An 11,880-nucleotide genomic window follows, 5' to 3' on the forward strand; every position below is an offset into this window, starting at 1 on the left:
ACGCCCTGCCCGGCCTGCTGGCCGGGGCCTGTTGGGAGCGGGGGCGGCTGGTGTGCGCCCTGGTATACGTATTGACGGGCGGGGTGTCCCTGGTGTGGATGGAGCCGGGAGACAACCTCCAGGCGGTGGGTCTGGAGATCGTGCTGGGCGCGGTGCTGTTCCTCCTCCAGCCGGAGGCGCTGGTCAACCGCCTGGGGGCGGTACTCCGCCGGGAAGAGGGGGAGGACATGGGGCAGCTGGGGAGAGAGCTGGCTGCCCAGCAGCTGCGCCGTACTGCCACCGCCTTCCGGGCGGTGACCGGAGGCCTGCGGGAGGCCTTCACCCCGGTGGTTCCCAACGACCAGGACACCAGCCGGGTGTTTGACCGGGCCGCCGAGGAGGTGTGCGTTCGCTGCCGCCAGCGGGAGCGGTGCTGGCAGCAGGAGTATCAGGCCACCCGCACTGCCCTGTCCGACGCCATGAGCCCCATGCTGGAGCGGGGAGAGGGGATACGGGAGGACTTTCCCCTCCATTTTGCCGGGCGGTGCACCCAGTTTGACGCCTTTTTAGGGGCGGCCAACCGGGAGCTGCGCAGTCTGTTGGCCCGACGGCGGTATGACAGCCGGGTGCGGGAGAGCCGGGCGGCGGTGTGCGCCCAGTATGGGCAGCTGGCCCAGGTGTTGGACCGGGCCGCCGGACGGCTGGACCAACATCCCCCGGTGGACGCCCGCCGTCAGCGGCTCATGGCCCAGCGCATGAAGGCCCTGGGCATCCGGGGCAAGTGCTCGGTGACCCAGGACCCCAACGGCCATGTGCACATCCAGCTGGAGGGCCCGGAGGTGGAACGGCTGGCGCAGGGGGGCGAACTGGCCCGTCTGTCCACCCTGTTGGGGTGCCCCCTGCGCCAAGACACCGCCGCCCCCAGGGGCCAGGTGGTGCTGGTGCAGCAGGAGCCCCTGGTGGCGGTGGCGGGTCTGGCGGCGGCCGACCGCAAGGGCCAGTCGGTGAGCGGAGACTGCGGGGCCTGGTTTAAGGACGAGGCCGGGCGGCTGAACTTCCTGCTCTGTGACGGCATGGGCAGCGGCCCCGCCGCCCGGGAGGACAGCAACTGCGCCTTGGGACTGCTGGAAAAATTCCTCCGGGCAGGGCTGGAGGTGGAGGCCGCTCTGGCCACCGTGGGGGAGGCTCTGGCCCTGCGGGGTGAGGACCAGGGGGGATTTACCACCGTGGACCTCTTTCAGCTGGACCTGTTTTCCGGTCGCAGCGCCGTGTATAAGCTGGGGGCCGCCCCCACCTATTTCCGCAAGCCCGGCGGGGTGGAGCGGGTGGTGGGACGGTCCATGCCCGCAGGAGTGGCCCCCGGCATGAAGGCAGATTCTTTCCCCCAACAGCTGGGGGCGGGAGACTGGGTGGTGCTGGTCAGCGACGGGGTGGTGAGCCCCCGGGAGGACGGCTGGCTGCGCCGCCTGTTGGCAGACTATGAGGGAACCTCACCCCAGGAGCTGGCCGCCCGCATCCTCCAGGAGAGCGGACAGCGGGAGGGCGAGGAGGACGACCGGACTGTGATGGTCATTCGTTTGGACGTGCGTCCTCGGGAAGAGGGGTGACCGGGTCCAGGGCCTGACCCAGCAGGTTGGCGCACTCCTCCAGCTGTTCCAGGGGTAGCCCCGCATAGCCCACCACCACGGTGGAGGGAGGCGGGGAGACCTGGTGGCAGTAGCGGCTGAGAGGGGAGACTCGGATGCCGCTGCGGGCGGCCCGCTGGACCATCTCTCCCTCGGTGAGGTGGGGGGCGGTGAGGAGAAAGTGCAGCCCTGCCCCCTCACCGGACAGGGACAGGTGGGGGAAGCGGCCCAGGGCCTGGGTGAGGATGGAGCATTTGCGGCGGTAGCGGTTGCCGGACCGGCGCAGATGGCGGCTGTACAGTCCCTGGACCAGGAACTGGCGCAGGGTCTCCTGTTCAAACCGGGAGACGGTGCAGGCGCTCTGGGGGAACACTCGGCGGTATCGGGCCAGTAGCTCCGGGGGCAAGATGAGGTAGGCCACACGGATGGCGGGGGCGATGGACCGGGAGAAGGTGCCCAGGTAGATGACCCGGCCCCCGGCGTCCAGCCCCTGGAGAGCGGGGATGGGCCGGGAGGCGTAGCGGAACTCACTGTCGTAGTCGTCCTCCAGCACATACCGCCCCTCTCCCTGGGCGGCCCAGCGCAGCAGGCGGCTGCGCCGCTCCACGGGCATGGTTACCCCCAGGGGGAACTGGTGGGAGGGGGTGACATAGGCCAGCACCGCCTCCGACTGCTCCAGCTCCCTGGGACACATCCCCGAGGCATCCACCGGGATGGAGATGGGGCGGTGTCCGTGCCGCTCCACCGCCTGCCAGGCGGTGGGGTAGCCGGGGTCCTCCAGGGCCACGGCGCTGCCCTGGGGAAAGAGCTGGAGGAGGAGGGAGAGCAGGTAGTCCGTCCCCGCCCCCACCACGATCTGTTCCGGGGAGCAGCGTACGCCACGGTATTGGGCCAGCAGTCCCGCCAGGGCCACCCGCAGCGGTTCGTCCCCCTGGGGGTGCCCCGGCTGGAGCAGGCCGGGGTTTTGGTACACCGAATCCTTGTTGATGCGGGCCCAGGAAGAGAAGGGAAACACCGAGGTGTCCACCGCCGAGGTGGAGCAGTCATACCGCCACTGGGAGGGGGGCTCTGGAGGAGCGGGCAGGTCGGGGACAGACTGCACTGGTACGTCGTGGAGCTGGGCGGCCACATAGCCGCTGCGGGGCAAACTCTTCACGTACCCCTCCGCCAGAAGGAGAGAGTAGGCCCCCTCCACGGTGCTCATGCTCACCCCCAGCAGGGCGCACAGCCGCCGCTTGGAGGGCAGCTTCTTTCCAGGTCCCGGGCGGCCTTGCTGAATTTCCCGGGCCAGGTGCTGGTACAGCTGCAAATACAGGGGATGACCCGGCTCAAAGACGGGCATGTGAATGGGATATTCCATAGGCACCTCCAAACTGACCTGATAAAAAAGATAAAAACTGGCCATTTTCATGATGTCAGATGGGAGTATAATACCACTCAATAACAGCCGTCGTCAACGTGGGCGGCGGGAGAGGAGTGGAAGATCATGCGACAAGAACACAAAAAGCTGCTGCGGCTGGTGATCACCGCCCTGCTGGTGGCGTTGGTGTTTTGCGGAAGTAAGATTGAAGTGGTGTTGCCTCTGAGCGTGGGGGGCTATTCCCGGTTCCATCTGGGGAACATCATGTGCGCCCTCAGCGGTATCCTGCTGGGACCCTGGTGGGGCGGACTGGCAGCCGGTCTGGGCTCGGCCCTGTATGACTGCACCAATGTGCTCTACATCACCGAGGCCCCCATCACCTTTGTCACCAAGGGCCTGTACGGGGTGATTGCCGGGGCGGTGTTTGTGGCGGTGTTCCGCCGCAAGGCCACTTATCCCGCCATGGCGGTGTCCACCGTGTGTGCGGCGGTGAGCTATATCATCATCTATCTGGCCAAGACCTTTTTCTACAACTCCATGCTGCTGGAGGGGATGAGTGCCTCTGCGGCGTGGGTGGCCACGGTGCTCAAGGTGCCCTCCTCCCTGTTCAACGGCGGTGTGGCCATCGTGCTGGCTCCTCTGCTGGCCTTTGCGGTGCTGCGGGCGCTGCGCATGGCCCGCCTGGACGAGGCGCTGAACCCATCGGAAAAATAAACGGCACAAAGCCGCCGGGGTGTGGACCCCGGCGGCTTTGTGTGTTTTGTTTGAGAGAGAAAAGAGAGAGGGAGGATGTTCAATGAAAGCATATTCACTTCTTCCTGACACGTACATCATAGCAGACCCCCATGGGGGAGTGATGGATAAAATACGAATCTTTTGCGAAGGAATTGTGAACGACATTCTCGAAAATGCTTGCATTTTCGAGAGGGAGAAGCAGCCCGCTGCATGCAGAATCGGGTCAAAGGGCGACCCGATTCCACACTGGCGGGCTGAGAAGTGTTTTTTCCGGTGCACATGTCCCCGGAAAAAACGGATTGCAATTTATTTTCCCGCCGATAGGCGGAAAAACTCTGCCGAGGGCTTTTTTTATAATCGTAGGGAAAAACATTTTGTTGGCAGAAGCACAAAACCGCCGGGGCGCGGGACCCCGGCGGCTTTGTGTGTTGTTTGAAAGAGAAAAGAGAGAGGGAGGATGTTCAATGAAAGCATATTCACTTCTTCCTGACACGCATATCATAGCAGACCCCCGTGGAGGAGTGATGGATAAAATACGAATCTTTTATGAAGGAACTGTGAATGTGCGACCAGGACAATTCGCACCCTCTGGGTGCGAATAAATTGAAATCCATTTTCTCCCGGGACATGTGCACGGGAGAAAATACTGCTCGCCCTGCAAGTGTGAATTCGGCTGCGGTGTTTGCAGCCGAACTTTGCGCGCAGCAGGGTGCAAAATAACTTGTGCGGAAAGGCTGTGCCTTTTCGCACAAAGGAAAGCCCCCTCCGGCTGGGCGACCGGAGGGGGTTTGCTTGAAAAGAGAAAAGAGAGAGGGAGGATTTTGAAAATGTCTGGTGTCTTTCTTCCTGACACCATGATAGTACCAGACTTGGCGGGGAAAGTGTTGTCCAAATTGAAACGAAATTATGAAAAAATCATGAATAGCTGGAATTATCTCCGACGGCCCTTATAGCCGCCCCCACGGCGGGGACCGGTGTAGCCATATCGACGCCGACCGCCCCGGCGCATGGGCCGGATGAAAATCAGGTACACCACCAGAGCCAGGATGAGCACCACGGCCAGGATGACCAGCAGTTTCACCCACCACAGGGCCCAGGTGTCCGAGATGACCTTCATGGTGTACTGGAAGTCCGAGCGGGCCACATCATCGGTGGCCACCATGTCCAGGGAACCGTAGTTGATGCCGTTGTAGACCAGGGAGACGCTGCCCACCACCTGGCCCTTTTGGATGGGGGCCTCCAGACTCTCGGGCAGGTCCATTTTCAGTTCTGCCTTGGCGGGGTCGTACTCCGGCACCGTGGCCTCAATGGAGCCCACGGGCTGGACCAACACGTGGCCGGTGTCCCCAGACAGGGTGACGGGGACTTCCCGGATGACGTTCTCCGAGGTCTCACTGAGCAGCGTGATGCGGGTGAAGTTGTCAAAGGCCCACTCCAGCAGGCGAGAGCTCTCGCTGAAGGAGTAGAAGTGCCAGTTGCCCGACTCGTCCTGGGCGTATTCCGAGCCCAGCACCACGCAGTAGAAGGTGCGGCCCTGCTCGTCGGTGGCGGCGGAGGCCAGACAGCGGCCTGCCTCTTCGGTGTACCCGGTCTTGATGCCGATGGCCTTGGAGTAGGTCACGCCGGACACATACCAGTTGCTAATCAGGGCGTTGGTGCTGTGGAGAATCCGGGGCTCCGAGACCATGTTGGTGGGCTCCAGGGTGTAGGTGGGGGTGGAGACGATTTCGCGGAAAATCTCGTACTCCATGGCGGCGGAAGCCATGAGGTAGATGTCATAGGCGGTGGTATAGTGGTCGGGGTCGTGGAGACCGTGGGGGTTGGCAAAGTGGGTGCCTGTCATGCCCAGGTCTTCCGCAGTCTCATTCATGCGCTCCACAAAGGCCTCTTCCGAGCCGCACAGGGCTTCGGCCAGAATGTTACAGGCCTCATTGCCTGACGGCACCAGATCGCAGTACAGCAGCTGCTCGATGGTGAGCACCTCGCCCTCCACAATGCCGGCGGTGGAGCTGCCCTCGGGCAGGGTCACCGCCTCCTTGGAGGCTGTTACCTGGGTCTCCAGGGTGAGCTCTCCGGCGTCAATGGCCCGGAGGACCACCAGGGTGGTCATGATCTTGGTGACCGAGGCGGGGTAGCGTTTTTCGTAGGCGTTGTAGTCGTACAAGACCTCGTTGTTGTCCCCGTCCACCACAATGGCGGCGGTGCAGTGGGGCTGCGGGTCGTCCAGAGCGAAGGCGGCAGGCAGACACAGAGAGAGGGTGAGAACAAGAGCTGTGGCCAGAGCCGCAGCGCGGCGAATGTATTTTTTCATAGGATTCTCCAATCATCTATGTTATAATGTGGGGGCAGACGACGGGCTAAGCCCTGCTGCAACAGAAATACTATAGCAGAAATCGGACGAAAACGCAACCAAAGCCACGGGAAAAAAGAGGAGGTTCCGGCATGAAGTACATAGGCCGTATCCTTTGCCTGGTGCTGTGCGGGATGCTCCTGGCCACGGTGTCCGTTTGGCTCATGCGACAGGGGCGCATCGAGACCTTGGAGCTGCGCCCAGGCCCCCAGTCCGGGGTGGAGTTTGCCGGACTGGACCGGGGAAAAGTGAACATCAATCTGGCCACCCGGGAGCAGCTGGAGGAGTTGCCCGGCATCGGTCCAGCGCTGGCCACAGCCATCGTGCGCTACCGGGATATCCACGGCCCCTTTGAGTACCCGGAGCACCTCATTGAGGTGCCGGGCATCAGCGAGAAGACGATGGAGACCCTGTTGGATTTGATTGCGGTGTAATAGAGGGAGGGAATGACATGCCCAAGATACTGGTGGTGGACGACGAGCGTCTGCTGGTGAAGGGTATTAAATTTAACTTGGAAAATGAAGGATATGAGGTGGAGACCGGCAGCGACGGGGAAGAGGCGGTGGAGCTGGCCCGGACCGGACGGTTTGACCTGATTATTTTGGATTTGATGATGCCCAAAATTGACGGCTTGCAGGCGTGCATGAAAATTCGGGAGTTCTCCAATGTGCCCATCATCATGCTCACCGCCAAGGGCGAGGATGCGGACAAAATTATGGGTTTTGAGTGCGGCGCCGACGACTACATCACCAAGCCTTTTAACATTCTGGAGGTAAAGGCCCGGATTCGGGCCCTGCTGCGCCGGGCTGGCACCTCCACCCAGCAGAAAAAGCACACCAACTGCCTGGTCCACGGGGCTATCACCCTGGATTTGGACCAGCGGGTGGCCCGTCGGGACGGACATCCGGTGGAGCTCACCGCCAAGGAGTTTGACCTCATGGAGCTGCTCATGCGCAATCCTGGCCGGGTGTACAGCCGGGAAAACCTGCTGAATGTGGTGTGGGGCTACGAGTACGTGGGCGAGTTTCGCACCGTGGACGTGCACATCCGCCGTCTGCGGGAGAAGCTGGAGCCCGACCCCGCCAACCCCACCCACATCCTCACCAAGTGGGGCGTGGGCTACTACCTGAGCAGTGAGTGCCCATGAGACAGGTGTTCAAGCAGTGGCGGCAGCGGGCCCGCCGGGAGAATCGGGAGGTCAAGGCGGGAGAGGTGCCCTTCTTCCACAGCCTACAGGGCAAGTATGTGGCCACCTATCTGCTGTTGGTGGTGGCCATTGTGCTGGTGCTCAACACCTACCCTTTGATTATGGCCCAGAACATGGTGTTTTCGGCCAAGGAGGCCTCGTTGAAGCGGCAGGCCCTGGCCATCGGCAGCGCCCTGGCGGTGTCAGAGGTGCTCACCGAGGACGGCGTGGCCCAGGCCATGGAGCTGCTGGACGACATGCAGGGCACCCGGGTGCTGGTGACCAACGAGTCCGGACTCATCCTCTATGACAGCTCCACCCTGGAAAAGCGCACCGGAGACTATGCCATCACCGCCGAGGTGGTCAAGGCCCTGCGGGGGGAGGACGTGTGCCGGTCCGAGTATCGGCAGGGGGCGTTCCGCACCCGTGTGGCCGTCCCCACGGTGTACCGTGGTGTCACCCTGGGGGCGGTGTACCTCTATGAATACGACACGGAACAGGCGGAGGTGCTGCTGTCCATCCAGTCCACCCTGCGGTACATCTCCGTGGTGATCTGTGTGGTGGCCCTGGTGGCTGCCCTCATTCTGTCCAAAGCACTCACCCGCAATACCTCCCGGCTGCTGGGTGGTATCCGCTCGGTGCGGGAGGGCGAGTACAACCACCGCATCGAGGTCAAAGGCAAGGACGAGATGGCCCAGCTGGCCATGGAGTTCAACGAGCTCACCGACCGCTTGCAGACCATTGAGGAGGTGCGGCGGCGGTTTGTCTCGGATGCCTCCCACGAGCTGAAAACCCCCTTGGCCTCCATTCGTCTGCTGGCCGACTCCATTTTGCAAAATAGCTCGGTGGACATGGAGACGGTGCGGGAGTTTGTCTCCGACATCGGGGAGGAGGCCGACCGCCTCACCCGCATCAGCCAGCGCCTGCTGGCCCTCAGCCGCCTGGACGCCCGACTCCAGCGGGAGCGGGTGCCGGTGGACGTGGGCCAGGTGGTGGAAAAGGTGGGGCACATGCTGCTGCCCCTGGCCCATTCTGCCCAGGTGGAGCTGCGGTATCAGCTCCAGCCCCACTGTATGGTGCTGGCCACCCAGGACGACCTGTACCAGGTGGCCTTTAATCTGATGGAAAACGCCGTGAAGTACAATCAGCCCGGGGGCTCGGTCACCGTAGAGGTGGCCCGGGAGGAATACTGGATTACCCTGACGGTGCAGGACACCGGAGTGGGCATCCCGGAGGAGGACCTGCTGCGGGTGTTCGACCGCTTCTACCGGGTGGACAAGGCCCGGTCCAGAGAGGCGGGGGGCACTGGTCTGGGTCTGTCCATCGCCCGGGACACCGCCCGCCTCCACGGCGGCGATATCATGGCCCAGCGGGGCCCGGACGGGGTGGGAGCCCGGTTCACCGCCCGATTCCCCCGCATTGTAGAGGAAGGGGGAGAGGAGCTATGAGAGGGCGCAGAGTATGGGCGCTGACCCTGGGGTCGGCGCTGCTGGCCTCCCTGATGGGGTGCGGTGGCCACCAGAGCCAGAGCGGCCTCAGCCTGTGGTACACCGCCGACTTGGACCAATGGGACAATGCCACCACCGCTCTGGAGTCCGTTCCGTACACCGGGGAACAGACGGTGCCCGCCCTCATGGAGGCCCTGCTGGAGGGGCCAGGGGAGGACAGCAAGCTGGTCTCTCCCTTCCCCCAGGGCACCGATTTGCAGCAGTGGCAGCAGGACGGGAAGCGGGTGACCGTGGATTTGTCCTGGCCCTATGGGGACCTGGTGGGCATTGAGCTGACCATGGCCGACTACTGCATCACCCTCACCCTCACCCAGCTGGAGGGGGTGGAGGAGGTGTGCATCACCGCCAACGGCAGCCAGCTGCCCTACCGGGACCGACAGGTCTTCACCGCGGAAGATGTGATGTTTACCGGGGCGGAGGAGGAGCCGGTGGAAGTGACCGCCGCCCTTCATTTTAAGAGAAAGGACAGCCAGGAGCTGGGCTTTGAGTTCCGGGTGTTCCGCCTCATTGAGAGCGATTCGGTGGCCCAGGTGGTGGTGGAAGCCCTCATTGCCGGGCCTCAGGACGAGGGACTGGAGCAGATTCTGCCCGCTGACCTCAAGGTGCTCTCCGCCCGCCAGGAGGGCAGGGTGTGCTATGTGGACCTGTCCGGGGTGTTTTTGGAACAGGTTCCCCAGGAGGAGTGGCAGCAGCAGCTGGTCCTTGACTCTCTGGTCAACACCCTGTGCAGCCTGGAAAATGTGGAGCAGGTCCAGATTTTGGTGGAGGGGCAGCCGCTGGAGTGGTACGGCGATATTTTGGTCACTCAGCCCACCCCGTCCAGCCAGCCCTCCCCAGACCCCAGTTGAGTTGACAGGGTTACTTCACTATGCTAAAATAACAAAGATTACCCTACCGTTTAGAAAGGAAGCGTTCCCATGAAATTTGATACCAGCTGTCTCCACGCCGGATATCGGCCCGGAAACGGAGAACCCCGCAACATTCCCATCATCCAGTCCACCACGTTCCGTTATGAGACCAGCGAGGACATGGGAAAGCTGTTTGATTTACAGGCCTCCGGGTATTTCTACACCCGGCTGCAAAACCCCACCAGCGACGCCGTGGCCGCCCGCCTGTGTGAGCTGGAGGGAGGCTCTGCTGCCATGCTCCTGTCCTCTGGCCAGGCTGCCTCCTTCTTCTCTGTGTTCAACATCGCCTCCGCTGGCGACCACGTGGTGTCCTCTGCCACCATCTACGGCGGTACCTATAACCTGTTTGCAGTGACCATGAAGCGCATGGGCATCGACTTCACCTTCGTGGACCCCGACTGCTCCGAGGAGGAGCTCCAGGCCGCCTTCCGCCCCAACACCAAGGCCGTGTTCGGCGAGACCATCGCCAACCCCTCTCTGGTGGTGCTGGACATTGAGAAGTTCGCCCGGGTGGCCCACAAAAACGGGGTGCCCCTCATTGTGGACAACACCTTCGCCACCCCCGCCAACTGCCACCCCTTTGAGTTTGGCGCTGACATTGTCACCCACTCCACCACCAAGTACCTGGATGGCCACGCCAACGCCGTGGGCGGTGCCATTGTGGACTCGGGCAACTTCAACTGGGAGGCCCACGCCGACAAGTTCCCCGGCCTCACCACCCCCGACGAGAGCTACCACGGGCTGGTGTACACCCAGGCCTTCGGCCAGGGCGGCGCTTACATCACCAAGTGCGTGGTGCAGCTGATGCGGGACCTGGGCGCCACCCCCGCCCCCATGAACTCCTACCTGCTGGGCATGGGCATGGAGACCCTGCCTCTGCGCATGGCCAAGCACTGCGCCAATGCCCAGGGCATTGCCGAGTACCTGTCCAACCACGAGAAGGTGGAGTGGGTGCGCTATGTGGGCCTGCCCGGTGACCCCTACTATGCACTGGGCCAGAAGTACCTGCCCCACGGCAGCTGCGGCGTGGTGTCCTTTGGCGTCAAGGGCGGACGGGCTGCCGCCGAGAAGTTTATGGCCGGGCTGAAGCTGTGCTCCATCGCTACCCATGTGGCAGATGCTAAAACCTGCGTGCTCCACCCTGCTTCCTCCACCCACCGTCAGATGAACGACGAGGAGCTGGTGGCCGCTGGAGTGTCCCCCGACCTGATCCGGCTGTCCGTGGGCATTGAGGATCTCAGCGACCTCATCGCCGACGTGGAGCAGGCTCTGGCGGGCGTATAACGAGAGAAAGGAACGTGATTCCCATGGCAGAAAAGATTCAAGCAGTGGTTTTGGCAGCGGGTAAGGGCACCCGGCTGCAAACCGAGGGCATCGACCTGCCCAAGGTGCTGCGGGAGGCGGATGGAAAGCCTCTGCTGCACTATGTGTTGAAGTCTCTGAACTTCCTCCCCAAGGAGGACACCATTCTGGTGGTGGGGTGGATGGGGGATAAGGTGCGCGCCCGGTTCCCCGAGTATCCCAGCGTGGAGCAGGAGGTGCTCAACGGCACCGGCGGCGCGGTGCGCTACGCCGCTCCGCTGCTCACCGACCCGGACAGCCACGTGCTCATCTGCTGTGGGGACACCCCTCTGATGCGCCGTGAGACCTTTGAGAGCCTCATCCGCACCCATCTGGAAAGCGGCTGCGCCTGCACCATGCTCTCCGCCCACCTGGAGGAGGGCGGCAACTATGGCCGTATCCTGCGCAACCCAGACGGTACCTTTGCCGCCATTGTGGAGGCCAAGGATTGCACCCCCGAGCAAGCCGCCATCACCGAGGTGAACGTGGCCACCTATGTCTTCCGGGTGGGAGATCTGCTGGCCTGGCTGGACAAGCTCACCACCGACAACGCCCAGGGCGAGTATTACCTCACTGATGTGCCCGCCCTCATCGCCCAGGCTGGGGGCAAGGTGGCTCTGTGTGACACCTGCTCTCCCCTGGAGATGCTGGGCGTCAACACCGTGGAGCAGCTGCAGCAGGTGGAAGACGTGCTGCGCAAGGGATGGTAAATGTTATTTCGAGAAAATGCTTGCATTTTCTCGAAGGGGATGCAGCCCGCTGCATGCATAATTGGGTCAAAGGACGACCCAATTCCACACTGGCGGGCTCCAGAAGTGTATTTTCCCATGCGCATGTCCTGGGAAAATACGAGATTTCAATTGATTTTCCCGCCTGCGGGCGGGAAAA

11 protein-coding genes are annotated in these 11,880 nt (G+C 62.7%); 9 read left to right on the forward strand and 2 right to left on the reverse strand.

What is annotated here, in order from left to right; genetic code table 11:
* Positions 1-1,586, forward strand: a 1,586-nt coding sequence (locus E0L15_RS06100) for a SpoIIE family protein phosphatase (protein ID WP_168124926.1), incomplete at its 5' end; no start/stop codon positions are given.
* Here the strand turns inward: E0L15_RS06100 and E0L15_RS06105 are convergent.
* The gene (locus E0L15_RS06105; protein ID WP_168124927.1) at positions 1,549-2,964 is read right to left on the reverse strand and encodes a PLP-dependent aminotransferase family protein; all 1,416 of its coding nucleotides are present in this window, start codon (positions 2,962-2,964) and stop codon (positions 1,549-1,551) included. The two genes, E0L15_RS06100 and E0L15_RS06105, sit on opposite strands and share 38 nt — an antisense overlap.
* Positions 2,965-3,090: 126 nt before the next feature.
* Here E0L15_RS06105 and E0L15_RS06110 point away from each other — a divergent pair, with 126 nt between their 5' ends.
* Together E0L15_RS06110 and E0L15_RS06115 are read left to right on the forward strand one after the other, a co-directional pair.
* Positions 3,091-3,678, forward strand: coding sequence for an ECF transporter S component (locus E0L15_RS06110; RefSeq protein WP_087230999.1), 588 nt, complete (start codon positions 3,091-3,093; stop codon positions 3,676-3,678).
* An 82-nt stretch (positions 3,679-3,760) separates the two neighbouring features.
* On the forward strand, positions 3,761-4,135 hold the full coding sequence (locus E0L15_RS06115) for a hypothetical protein (RefSeq protein WP_168124928.1): 375 nt from the start codon (positions 3,761-3,763) through the stop codon (positions 4,133-4,135).
* Positions 4,136-4,630: 495 nt separating this feature from the next.
* Here E0L15_RS06115 and E0L15_RS06120 read toward each other — a convergent pair whose 3' ends face one another.
* Positions 4,631-6,010, reverse strand: a complete 1,380-nt coding sequence (locus E0L15_RS06120) for a D-alanyl-D-alanine carboxypeptidase family protein (protein ID WP_168124929.1) — start codon at positions 6,008-6,010, stop codon at positions 4,631-4,633.
* Between the two features lie 131 nt (positions 6,011-6,141).
* Between E0L15_RS06120 and E0L15_RS06125 the strand changes: the two genes are divergently transcribed.
* The 6 genes from E0L15_RS06125 (at position 6,142) to E0L15_RS06150 (ending at position 11,702) form a co-directional block, all read left to right on the forward strand.
* Positions 6,142-6,483, forward strand: coding sequence for a helix-hairpin-helix domain-containing protein (locus tag E0L15_RS06125; RefSeq protein WP_168124930.1), 342 nt, complete (start codon positions 6,142-6,144; stop codon positions 6,481-6,483).
* A 17-nt stretch (positions 6,484-6,500) separates the two neighbouring features.
* Positions 6,501-7,196, forward strand: coding sequence for a response regulator transcription factor (locus E0L15_RS06130; protein WP_087230990.1), 696 nt, complete (start codon positions 6,501-6,503; stop codon positions 7,194-7,196).
* The gene (locus E0L15_RS06135; protein WP_087230987.1) at positions 7,193-8,683 is read left to right on the forward strand and encodes a HAMP domain-containing sensor histidine kinase; all 1,491 of its coding nucleotides are present in this window, start codon (positions 7,193-7,195) and stop codon (positions 8,681-8,683) included. Before E0L15_RS06130 ends, E0L15_RS06135 begins: the two co-directional genes overlap by 4 nt.
* Positions 8,680-9,591 (forward strand): GerMN domain-containing protein, encoded by a 912-nt coding sequence (locus tag E0L15_RS06140; RefSeq protein ID WP_168124931.1) that lies wholly within the window; start codon positions 8,680-8,682, stop codon positions 9,589-9,591. The genes E0L15_RS06135 and E0L15_RS06140 overlap by 4 nt, the downstream gene beginning before the upstream one ends.
* A 69-nt stretch (positions 9,592-9,660) precedes the next feature.
* On the forward strand, positions 9,661-10,935 hold the full coding sequence (locus E0L15_RS06145; protein WP_168124932.1) for an O-acetylhomoserine aminocarboxypropyltransferase/cysteine synthase family protein: 1,275 nt from the start codon (positions 9,661-9,663) through the stop codon (positions 10,933-10,935).
* Positions 10,936-10,958: 23 nt separating this feature from the next.
* Positions 10,959-11,702 carry an NTP transferase domain-containing protein gene (locus E0L15_RS06150; protein ID WP_087230978.1) on the forward strand — a complete coding sequence of 248 codons (744 nt, stop codon included), beginning with the start codon at positions 10,959-10,961 and terminating at the stop codon, positions 11,700-11,702.
* Positions 11,703-11,880: the final 178 nt, after the last annotated feature.

This window comes from Pseudoflavonifractor sp. SW1122 (genome assembly GCF_012027765.1).
GTDB classification, from domain to species: domain Bacteria; phylum Bacillota; class Clostridia; order Oscillospirales; family Oscillospiraceae; genus Enterenecus; species Enterenecus faecium.

What these genes read in the sequence shown, in the direction of transcription:
- E0L15_RS06120 (WP_168124929.1), bottom strand. Translation starts at nt 6,010, where the DNA reads ATGAAAAAATACATTCGCCGCGCTGCGGCTCTGGCCACAGCTCTTGTT.
- E0L15_RS06145 (WP_168124932.1), top strand. Translation starts at nt 9,661, where the DNA reads ATGAAATTTGATACCAGCTGTCTCCACGCCGGATATCGGCCCGGAAAC.
- E0L15_RS06130 (WP_087230990.1), top strand. Translation starts at nt 6,501, where the DNA reads ATGCCCAAGATACTGGTGGTGGACGACGAGCGTCTGCTGGTGAAGGGT.
- E0L15_RS06105 (WP_168124927.1), bottom strand. Translation starts at nt 2,964, where the DNA reads ATGGAATATCCCATTCACATGCCCGTCTTTGAGCCGGGTCATCCCCTG.
- E0L15_RS06140 (WP_168124931.1), top strand. Translation starts at nt 8,680, where the DNA reads ATGAGAGGGCGCAGAGTATGGGCGCTGACCCTGGGGTCGGCGCTGCTG.
- E0L15_RS06110 (WP_087230999.1), top strand. Translation starts at nt 3,091, where the DNA reads ATGCGACAAGAACACAAAAAGCTGCTGCGGCTGGTGATCACCGCCCTG.
- E0L15_RS06125 (WP_168124930.1), top strand. Translation starts at nt 6,142, where the DNA reads ATGAAGTACATAGGCCGTATCCTTTGCCTGGTGCTGTGCGGGATGCTC.
- E0L15_RS06150 (WP_087230978.1), top strand. Translation starts at nt 10,959, where the DNA reads ATGGCAGAAAAGATTCAAGCAGTGGTTTTGGCAGCGGGTAAGGGCACC.
- E0L15_RS06135 (WP_087230987.1), top strand. Translation starts at nt 7,193, where the DNA reads ATGAGACAGGTGTTCAAGCAGTGGCGGCAGCGGGCCCGCCGGGAGAAT.
- E0L15_RS06115 (WP_168124928.1), top strand. Translation starts at nt 3,761, where the DNA reads ATGAAAGCATATTCACTTCTTCCTGACACGTACATCATAGCAGACCCC.